Source organism: Chamaesiphon sp. VAR_48_metabat_403, assembly GCF_031422475.1.
Taxonomy (GTDB): Bacteria; Cyanobacteriota; Cyanobacteriia; order Cyanobacteriales; family Chamaesiphonaceae; genus Chamaesiphon.
In genome coordinates this window covers 1-9,501 of sequence record NZ_JANPLS010000204.1, presented here as the reverse complement: position 1 = coordinate 9,501, position 9,501 = coordinate 1, and the positions used below count along the sequence as shown (strand labels likewise).

Below are 9,501 nucleotides of genomic sequence, written 5' to 3'. Positions count from 1 at the left end.
TCTATGACATTTAATAACAGAGCTAATTTCATTTCCTCTTGCCCGACAATGGCAGTAAATGGAAAGACAACTCGGCGCGCTGTGGGCGATTGGACGGTAGCAGTCACAATGATTACCTAAATTAAATAATGTTGACGATCGTTCTTTATTATAGAGGTTAGGGGGACGAGAGCATAGGAGATGGGAGGTTGGAGTTCAGAGCTGGGAGTAAGAAGTAAAAAGTAAGGAGTAAAGATCGGGTGGATTTGGGATCGTTGTTATCGATTACCTCCGGTAGGCTACGCCAACGATTGGTAGAAAACATCAAGAAGCTATACTTTTGTCGATCGAACCGCTCTGAGCTACGTCAATGTCGGTAAATATTCAGCATAAAGTCTCAGTAGATCGCAAAGTTTAATAGTTATAATGATGAACGGTTTAACTGATATGTAACATGCCGAATTAGATGATAGATAATGTTGCTAAACAATCTGAGGAGGTATGTTGCTTGACAAATTCAGCTTCTAATCTTGGTGGAGCCGCACCCCTAGAAAATCCAGAAGAAACAGATTCACAATGGTTGGAATTAGAGTCGCGTCTGTCGATCGATCGTCGCCAGCAAGTTGTCGGCGATATCATCGATGATGCTCGGTCGAAATCGTCCCAACCGAGTGGATTAGCAGCCGATCGATCGCACCTCGCCAGCAGTAAGGATTTAGGACGCGGGATCGAACCGATCGATCCAGTCACCAAGCCTGTTTTATGTCGAGATCGCTTGGAGGTTAACGCCGAACTCGATTCAATTTTGACATCCCTACAACTGACAGCCCCACACCCACCCCAGCACAACTCGAACCCAAAGTCTAGTTCCATCGTGACGAGCCAATCTTCAAGTTTTAGCTCCAAGCTAGCTCCACAGGATCGTGAGTTGCTCCAACAGCTCGATGAGGCTCGCCAACAACTCGATACCGCTCAAACTCAATTGCAAATTACCGCACAACGCAATCAAACTCAAATCGATCGAGTTGATGCCAATACACTAGAAGTCAAACAGCTAAAATTCCGGGTTCAACAATTAGCACAACACAGCAAAATTCAGGTTGAAAAAGCAGCCCAAATCCTGGCAGATATCGATCGAATCCGCACGGAAATAGTCACTAGTTTAGATAAATTTGGGGGCAAGGGAGAGATTCAACAGATGTTAGCTCAACTCGAACCAACCCGAACTGCCCTAATTCTAGCTCACGATCGCGTTACTACCGGACAAGAGACTTTTTATGAATCTTTACAAGAAATTCAAGCACGAGTCACCGCACTCAGTCAGGAATCAGCAGCCAAATTGCGCCAAGAGCGCGAGTCAATTTTAAGTCTATCGCAAACTATTTCTAGCGATCGCCTGCAAATAGCGGGTATGAGCGTCGAGATGAGTACCAAACTCAACGAGCTACATGGATTGAGTACGCAAATTACCACCATTCACGGTCAAATTAGCGAGAAATCTCACGCACTACAATCTAAAATTGAGATAATCGAGCGTGGATTTACAGAACTATCCCAGTCGATTCAAGTAGAAAAGGATCAGTTCTACGCGCTAACTGCTGAATCGATCGAACGCACGGATCTGATTCGATCGCAAATAACCGAGATCTTTAAAAAAATCGAAGACGATCGTGATAAAGTCGAGCAAATCGAGTCGGCAATTTTCACGATCCGCGCCACTGCCAAACAAGCTGAGGAACAACAGCTTACTAATTTTGAGCTGCGCGATCGCGAAATGATTCTGCTAGCTAATAATTTTCAGATCGATCGCAACAAACAGCTTACCGCAATTAAGAAAATGTCTACCTGGCTGTGGGTATTATCTGGTGTGGTGGTGGTGCTTTTCGTCTTGGTATTACGGATCTCGCTCTCGCTTAAATAGCACCATTACTACTGCTACTGTTTTTATACTAAAACCATTTCGCTCTACAAAATCTGGTCTAGGACTTCCCGCAATCGAAAACCAGTGGTAGGATATCTTACTAGATAACATTACAACATCATAACCATGTCATTACAACAAGGTAGCCTGGTCGGCGATTTCAAGAATTTTATTATGAAAGGCAATGTGCTAGATCTAGCTGTTGCTGTCATCTTGGGTGGTGCATTTGCTAAAATTGTTGAGTCTTTTATCAAAGACATCATTACTCCAGTCATTCTGTCTCCAGTTTTGGAAGCGGCTAAGTTGAAAGACATTGCTGAGTTAAGTGCTGGAGGAGTAAAATACGGTTTATTCTTGGCTGCGGTAGTTAATTTTTTGTTGGTTTCAATTGTAATTTTTCTAGTAATTAGAGCATTTGAAACTGCTAAAAGAAAGATATCTCGTCAAGAAGCTTTAGCTGAAGCAGCCGCAGACCCAGTAGCAGTACAGCAGCAATTAATCGTTTCGATCGACAGGTTGAATTCAACAGTGGCACAAAAAATATAATCCTCGAATAATAGATTCGCAAAATAGATAATATCTGATAATCTTTGTGAATCTATTGCTTAAAATGAAGCTTGTAAAAGTCGATCGCCAAAATTCAAACTTTGGCGATCGATAAATCAGATTAGATCGATCGCATTAATCGCATCAACAGCGGCTTCAAGGGCGATCGCAATGTGTGTCCAATGGGTGCCACCCTGACAGAAAGCGGTATAAGGTTCCCGGAGGGGGCCATCTGCCGAAAATTCTGAGGTACTCCCGTCAATAAAAGTCCCGCCAGCCATAATTAACTCACTTTCATAGCCGTGTAAATTTCCAGGAACGGGATCGACATAGGCATCGATGGGTGAATTTTGTTGGATCGATCGACAAAAAGCAATTAGTTTAGCGCGCGAACCGAATTTGATGGCTTGAATTACATCGCGGCGCGGTGCTAAAGGTAATGGATTGACGGCATAGCCTAATTTATCGAAGACATAGGCAGTCAGATGATTGCCCTTCATGGCTTCGCCCACCATTTGGGGTGCCAGAAATAAGCCTTGGAATAGCAGCCGATTTTGGTCGTACGTGGCACCGCCAGAAGAACCGATACCGGGTGCTGTCAGACGACAAGCTGCTGCTTCGACTAAATCTGCTCGCCCAGCCACATAACCGCCACCCGTGGCAATCGTCCCACCAGGATTTTTAATCAGCGATCCGGCGATTAAATCCGCCCCCACCGCAGGCGGTTCCAGATCTTCGACAAATTCACCATAGCAATTATCGACAAAGCAAATCGTATTCGGATTTTGCTGTTTGACAATCTCCACAATTTTACCGATTTCGGCGATCGATAAAGACGATCGCCAAGCATAGCCGCAGGAACGCTGAATCAGGACGAGACGGGTATTCGATCGCACAGAATGACTCAAACTATCCCAAGCGATCTCCCCATCGCTCTCAAGAGCTAATTCGCGGTAGCTGATGCCAAATTCCTTGAGCGATCCCTGCCCCGATCCTCTCGTCCCGATTACTTCTTCCAAAGTATCGTAGGGCGCGCCTACTACCGAAAGCATTTCATCCCCCGGACGCAATACGCCAAATAGAGCGCAGGCGATCGCATGAGTGCCAGAGACAAATTGCACCCGCACTGCGGCGGCTTCGGCACCCATAATTTCGGCAAAAACTTTATCCAAAGTTTCTCGCCCCAAATCGTCATGTCCGTAGCCGCTGACACTGCTAAAATGACGCACTCCAACTCGGTGACGAGCATAAATTTCTAAAACTCGACGGAGATTACCCTTGACTTGACCGTCAATACCATTAAAAATCAGTGATAGTGCCTTTTCTGCCGCTGGAATGATTAACTTGCCGTTCATGATTTGATGGAGTAAATTATTTGCTTGTGGAATCTGGATGCAGATCGGGCACGATCGTCAAACTCTTCATAGGTTATCTCAATGACTGTTGCCGCATCAACAAAACTTCGTCTCGACTGGACGATGATTATCGCGCTCGTTATCTTTCACATTGGCGCGGTTTGTGCTTTTTTACCAGGAATATTTAGCTGGCAAGCTGTCGGAGTGGCAGTACTGCTCCACTGGATTACAGGTGGTTTAGGAATTACGTTAGGCTGGCACCGTTTACTTTCTCACCGGAGTTTTCAGGTACCCAAATGGTTGGAGTATTTTTTTGCTTTGTGCGGCACACTCGCATTGCAAGGCGGCATCATTTGGTGGGTAGGGTTACACCGTCACCATCATTTACATTCCGATGAAGATGTCGATCATCATGATTCTAAAAAAGGTTTCTTGTGGAGTCACATTCGGTGGATGTGCTTTGAAATCCCGGCTGAAAGTGATATTCCCCGCTTTACTAAGGATATTGCCAACGATCCTTTTTATCAATTTTTGAATGAATATTTTTTCCCCTTGCAAGTTGTATTGGGAGTAATATTATATGCGATCGGCGGTTGGCCGTTTGTCTTCTGGGGTGTATTTGCACGCCTAGTAATTGTTTACCACTGCACTTGGTTGGTAAATAGCGCGACTCACAAATTCGGCTATCGCAACTTTGAAACTACCGATAACTCGACCAATTGCTGGTGGGTTGCCCTCACGACTTACGGTGAAGGTTGGCATAATAACCACCATGCTTATCAACATTCCGCCCGTCATGGGATGAAATGGTGGGAAATCGATATTACTTGGATGACGATTCAGGTGTTGCAATTCCTCGGTTTGGCAACCAAAGTTAAATTGGTGGAAGCGGCAGCCACCAAAGATTAACTGCTAACGATCTTCTTGAAGATCGGCAGATTGGGAATTTGCGATTGACAACGGACTTAGGGATCGGGAGCCATTGTTGCTCCTCTTCCCCGCTGTTGGCTCATCATCAAAACAGCGAAATAGCGAATCTTTGTTTCAAAGCGATGGAGATGTGCTAATATGTTTAAGCGGTAAATTTATTCCGTGCAAACGCGAGTGTAGTTTAGTGGTAAAACTATAGCCTTCCAAGCTATTGATGCGGGTTCGATTCCCGCCACTCGCTTAATAGATAGCAAGATAAGCTAAAACGCACTCAATCTGCCAAGCAGATTCCATTACAGTATGCTGTTTGCGCCCAATTGCATGTAACTTTAATGCGTATTAGCTTACTTCTAGACAAATTATCGATCTAAAACAGTGTTCTCGGTCTGATCCGATTGGCTTCATCTACTAAGGTAATTTTCTCATCGCCAGTACTTAAATGTGCCAGCGACCGCAGCACTTTTTCTAAACCTTGACGGAGCTTAATTTCTTCTAGCGGTTGTCCTAAAATCATCAAACTACTCTGAGCGGTAATGGCTCTTGATGTGAGTAAATTGAGGGCAGTTTCCAATACTTGGCGATCGAGTCGATATTTTTCGATTCCTTCTAAAGTCAGGGCTTCGACTGTTTGGGTAGCTGATTTTAGTTCGGTAAGTGTTGGTTGGGGGTGTTTGGGCAGATTGATGGCGACGGGTAATTGTCGATCGACTAAAATACGCGCGATTTCGACTTTGGCTCTGGTATAGAGCGTGGATGTCTGTGGAACTTGTTGTAATGCAGTGACAGCGGCGTTGCGATCGCCTTGCATTAAGCGACAACGGGCTAAACCGAAGGCAGCGGTAGGATAATTGAGATCGGTACGCTCGACTAGCTCGTACATCTGCGCGGCGAGCGCGTGGTTGTTGCATTGCTCGGCGGCGATGGCGAAAGCCAGTTTGGGGGCAAGTTCGCCTGGTAAATCGAAGTAAACGCGATCGAATGCGGCTTGGGCATCTTGAGGGCGGTTTTGGGAGAGCAGCGATCGACCGTGATACCAGTCTACACGCCAATCCCAAGCGTCTTGTTTGGCAACTTGCTCTAGGAGTAAGTCGGCTTCGGCATAGTCGCCGACAGACTCGATTGCGCCTCTGTCGATTAAATTACTTGCCAGTCGGAGTTTGGCTTCGATCGAGGTAGGTAATTGCTTGACTACTTGCCTTAATTGCTCGATCCGGCGATCTAGATTTGTCGTCATACTGGCATTGAGAATGACGTTGAAGCCAGGATCTTTAGGATCGATGAGCAAATGGGGTAAATGTAAGTAGCTCGGCTTAATCTGGCTAAAATCATTGCCAGCGGTGACAGATAATCGATCGCCATCGAATAAGCTACTATTGGCAGGGCGGGGAATATTAGTTTCGGCGGCGACAACTTCTCTTAGTACTCCTAGTAGTTGCTCTGCCATTTCTTCGGCTGTCTGAAAGCGATCGTCCGCCGCTGTAGCTGTAGCTTTAAGCAGGAAGCGGTAGAGAGATTCTTGCTTAGAAAATATACTATCTGACTGGGCACTGGGCAAGGTATATTGATGCTCGGTACTAAAGCCAGAAATATTGGTGACTAATACGGCGAGAGTTCGCCCGATCGTAAATAAATCCGACACGATTGTCGGCCCTTCGCCAGCTTCAGGAGCAGCATACCCGATCGTCCCATAAATATCGCCATCTGGGTCGTCAATCCGGCGCGCGCCGCCTAAGTCAATTAGCTTAATATCATCGCCTTCGAGCATGACATTATCGGGCTTGAAATCGCAGTAGACTAAGCCTTGCTGGTGGAGATAGGCAAATGCGCCCAACACGCGATGGATATAGGCGATTGCTTCAGATACAGGTAGCGTTCCGCGCTCTTTTCGCAGCTCCTTGAGCGTTTTACCACCGACATATTCCATCACGATATAGCCTTCCGCTTCGTGGGTGACAAAGTTATAAATCCCCACGATATTCGGGTGCTTGACTGCGGCTAAAAATTGCCGCTCCGCCAGAGCTACCGCCGCACTCGCCGCATCTTCGCTATTTAATAACCCTTTGAGTACGACATAGCGCGATAATAAGTTGTCGAAGCCCAAATAAATCCACCCTAAACCACCATAGGCGATCGCACCTTTGACTTCATATTGGCTGCCCACAACATCTCCCGGTGCTAAACTGGGAATGAAGTTATATTTTTGCCCGCATTTAGTACAAAAACCTTTATCTCTTTTAACAGCTACATTGCAACCCGCACAGAACCGTTTATTTTCGGGAACCTTGGCTTCAGCTAAAATCGCTAATTCGGGCGCAGTAGAAGGTAATTCTGGAATCGATACCAATCCTGCACCCAATTGACGGCGACTAGTTTTGCCAACAGTTGGCGCACTGCGACGGGTACCGCGCGATCGATTGCTCGTCGGACTCGATCCGGTACTGGTGACGGAAGCACTATTAGGCGCGGTTTTAAGGCTCTGGGAGCTGGCTTTAACTGGCTTATTACTGACACTTGCAGCCAGGGCGAGATCGAGTTCGGATTGAGATTTGAGCGCGGCTAGCCCGCAAGTATCGCAGTAACCATCATCGATCGTGCCATTACAGTTATTTCGAGTGCAAGTTAGTGTTGACATACGATGTAGGTAAAGAGATCTGTGTGGATAGTTATCTCAAGATAGGGCGTAAATAGTTGCAAATATGCGACCGCGATTCGGCACAGCCGACACTACACGAACGATTTTGCTAGCAACGAATACCAGCAGCATACTAGCCGATCGAGGGATCTGGTCTCAATTACACTATTAATTTAGGAAGCTGTCGATCGACAATGCAATTTTCACCTCGATTCCCAATCTGCTAAGGTTTATATCCTAACTGCTTCAGAGTTGTTACGACGATCGATCTTACTTCTAGATCCTCATCATTAAGGAGTGGAATTAGATTGGGAATCGTCGATTTTGCCGATGTGCCCATTTTCCCTAGTGCTGAGACTGCACTCGATCTCACATTTTTATCTCGATCTGCTAGCAATGGCATCAGATCTGGTATTGTTGCTGCACCAATATTAGCCAATACGGTTGTTGCTGACGATCTCGTGGCGGCCTCTTTATCTTGGAGCAGTAAGATGAGTTTGGGTATTGTTTTTGTCCCAATTTTTGTCAGTATGTACTGATTCAATCGCAATTGTGAAACAGATCGTGCCGTTTTTAGCTGTTCGATTGAATTATCGATCTGTCGTGTTAATGCTGCTTCATCACCTGCCTTCAATTGTTCGATCGATGCATCGATTTCTGCGGTTGGACTCGGTTGGCTTTGCACGATTGCATCCGATCGCATTACTCCGATCGGTTCGATAATAATTGTCGTACTAACTAATAGAATTGGTAATAGCTCGATAAGTTTGGAAACCACAACGATCTTTCTGACTATAACGGGATGAATTTACGCGAGATCGGGTCTGTAGCCACAATGTTATAACTTGAATGTTGGTAGACTCGATTGAGATTTACTACAGTGCCATTTCCCTCAATCCCCAAAATTTTGATGTTTATCGATCTCCAGATCCCGCTGGAATGTCACTAATATTAAATGTAATTGTAGCAGTTAGGGCGCAGGGGAGATCGATCGAGCCGCGCGGAGTGGGGTAGAGTGGAGGTACCTGCCCTCTGCCCTTGGATGGAATCTTCTATGGACAATAAGACAGATCTTTTGGCTAAAATTCAGACTTTGGTTGCTACCTTAGGCATTAAAGCGATTTCAGCTTTTATAATTTTACTCATTGGCATTCAGATTGCCCGATTCTTGCAAGTTGTGGTTGGTAAATCTATTCAAAAAGCCAGAATTGATGCCACACTAGGATTATTTGCCAGCAATTTAGTATATATTGCGGTAGTAGCGATGACGGCGATCGTCGCAATGGGTCAATTGGGCGTACAAACGGCATCATTTATCGCCATTCTCGGTTCGATCGGGGTCGCGATCGGGTTAGCATTACAGGGTTCGCTCTCTAACTTCGCTGCGGGGATTTTGATTATCGTCTTGCGACCGTTTAAAGTGGACGACTATATTGAATGCTTGGGTATTGGCGGAACTGTCAAAAAAATTCATCCGCTCAATACAACTCTAATTACACCCGATAATCGGACGATCGTTGCCCCCAATCGGAAGTTATTCGATGATTGTCTTACCAATCATTCCGCACAGCCAGAACGTCGGATCGATTTGGTGTTTGGCACTAATTATGAAAATGATATCGATCGAGTCAAGCAAATCATCTGGGATGTGTTAGATAGCGATCTACGAATCCTCAAAGAACCCAAAACAATCGTTGGTGTTTTAGATTGGGGAACGCTAGGAATTCGCTTTGCCGTTCGTCCGTGGGTAAAATCAGCAGACTATGAAGATGTTTACTTCGAGATGCAGGAGACGATTAAGAAAAGATTCGATGCAGAAGGAATTATGGTACCTTGCGAACTACCAAGATTTTAGAATTTCGATCGCATAGTTAATGTTTTATAAATCGGCGATCGAACATTACTATCGTCGATTTTTATCACATACAGGAATCGATTTATTTACAAAAAAGTGAACGTATTTAAAAGAATTGCCAAATACTTATTAGAGTGGATCGGGACAGCTTTTGAGTTTTTAAAAAATATATTTACTCAGAGGATGTTTGGAAATACGGAGAGTATAAAATATTCAAGCAAGTCTCCGTAGCATAAGTCGGATCATAGCAATGTGGATGAAAGCCTCTGATGAAGCAGGTAAA

8 protein-coding genes and 1 tRNA gene are annotated in these 9,501 nt (G+C 45.2%); 6 read left to right on the top strand and 3 right to left on the bottom strand.

Annotation, left to right across the window (positions count from 1 at the left end; all coding sequences use genetic code 11):
• Positions 1–445: 445 nt before the first annotated feature.
• Both RMO79_RS09590 and mscL read left to right on the top strand, forming a co-directional pair.
• Complete coding sequence (locus RMO79_RS09590) at positions 446–1,900, top strand: hypothetical protein (protein WP_310482902.1); 1,455 nt, start codon at positions 446–448, stop codon at positions 1,898–1,900.
• Positions 1,901–2,026: 126 nt separating this feature from the next.
• Positions 2,027–2,446 (top strand): large conductance mechanosensitive channel protein MscL, encoded by a 420-nt coding sequence (mscL, locus tag RMO79_RS09585; RefSeq protein ID WP_310482901.1) that lies wholly within the window; start codon positions 2,027–2,029, stop codon positions 2,444–2,446.
• A 116-nt stretch (positions 2,447–2,562) separates the two neighbouring features.
• Here mscL and RMO79_RS09580 read toward each other — a convergent pair whose 3' ends face one another.
• Positions 2,563–3,801, bottom strand: coding sequence for a methionine gamma-lyase family protein (locus RMO79_RS09580; RefSeq protein WP_310482900.1), 1,239 nt, complete (start codon positions 3,799–3,801; stop codon positions 2,563–2,565).
• Positions 3,802–3,882: 81 nt separating this feature from the next.
• Here RMO79_RS09580 and RMO79_RS09575 point away from each other — a divergent pair, with 81 nt between their 5' ends.
• Both RMO79_RS09575 and RMO79_RS09570 read left to right on the top strand, forming a co-directional pair.
• Positions 3,883–4,710, top strand: coding sequence for an acyl-CoA desaturase (locus RMO79_RS09575; protein ID WP_310482899.1), 828 nt, complete (start codon positions 3,883–3,885; stop codon positions 4,708–4,710).
• 191 nt (positions 4,711–4,901) lie between these two features.
• Positions 4,902–4,972: transfer RNA gene (locus RMO79_RS09570), tRNA-Gly, on the top strand.
• A 126-nt stretch (positions 4,973–5,098) separates the two neighbouring features.
• On the opposite strand, the gene RMO79_RS09565 is transcribed toward RMO79_RS09570, so the two are convergent.
• Together RMO79_RS09565 and RMO79_RS09560 are read right to left on the bottom strand one after the other, a co-directional pair.
• Positions 5,099–7,363 carry a tetratricopeptide repeat protein gene (locus RMO79_RS09565; RefSeq protein WP_310482898.1) on the bottom strand — a complete coding sequence of 755 codons (2,265 nt, stop codon included), beginning with the start codon at positions 7,361–7,363 and terminating at the stop codon, positions 5,099–5,101.
• A gap of 223 nt (positions 7,364–7,586) precedes the next feature.
• Positions 7,587–8,141, bottom strand: coding sequence for a HEAT repeat domain-containing protein (locus RMO79_RS09560; protein ID WP_310482897.1), 555 nt, complete (start codon positions 8,139–8,141; stop codon positions 7,587–7,589).
• A gap of 71 nt (positions 8,142–8,212) precedes the next feature.
• Here RMO79_RS09560 and RMO79_RS09555 point away from each other — a divergent pair, with 71 nt between their 5' ends.
• Together RMO79_RS09555 and RMO79_RS09550 are read left to right on the top strand one after the other, a co-directional pair.
• Positions 8,213–8,377 carry a hypothetical protein gene (locus RMO79_RS09555; protein ID WP_310482896.1) on the top strand — a complete coding sequence of 55 codons (165 nt, stop codon included), beginning with the start codon at positions 8,213–8,215 and terminating at the stop codon, positions 8,375–8,377.
• A gap of 40 nt (positions 8,378–8,417) precedes the next feature.
• A complete protein-coding gene (locus RMO79_RS09550; RefSeq protein ID WP_310482895.1) occupies positions 8,418–9,218 on the top strand; it encodes a mechanosensitive ion channel domain-containing protein in 801 nt (266 codons plus the stop codon).
• The last annotated feature ends 283 nt before the right edge of the window (positions 9,219–9,501 follow it).

Excerpts from the sequence above, each read along its gene's own strand:
- RMO79_RS09565 (WP_310482898.1), bottom strand. The coding sequence starts at position 7,363 with ATGTCAACACTAACTTGCACTCGAAATAACTGTAATGGCACGATCGAT.
- RMO79_RS09550 (WP_310482895.1), top strand. The coding sequence starts at position 8,418 with ATGGACAATAAGACAGATCTTTTGGCTAAAATTCAGACTTTGGTTGCT.
- RMO79_RS09580 (WP_310482900.1), bottom strand. The coding sequence starts at position 3,801 with ATGAACGGCAAGTTAATCATTCCAGCGGCAGAAAAGGCACTATCACTG.
- RMO79_RS09590 (WP_310482902.1), top strand. The coding sequence starts at position 446 with ATGATAGATAATGTTGCTAAACAATCTGAGGAGGTATGTTGCTTGACA.
- RMO79_RS09575 (WP_310482899.1), top strand. The coding sequence starts at position 3,883 with ATGACTGTTGCCGCATCAACAAAACTTCGTCTCGACTGGACGATGATT.
- mscL (WP_310482901.1), top strand. The coding sequence starts at position 2,027 with ATGTCATTACAACAAGGTAGCCTGGTCGGCGATTTCAAGAATTTTATT.
- RMO79_RS09555 (WP_310482896.1), top strand. The coding sequence starts at position 8,213 with ATGTTGGTAGACTCGATTGAGATTTACTACAGTGCCATTTCCCTCAAT.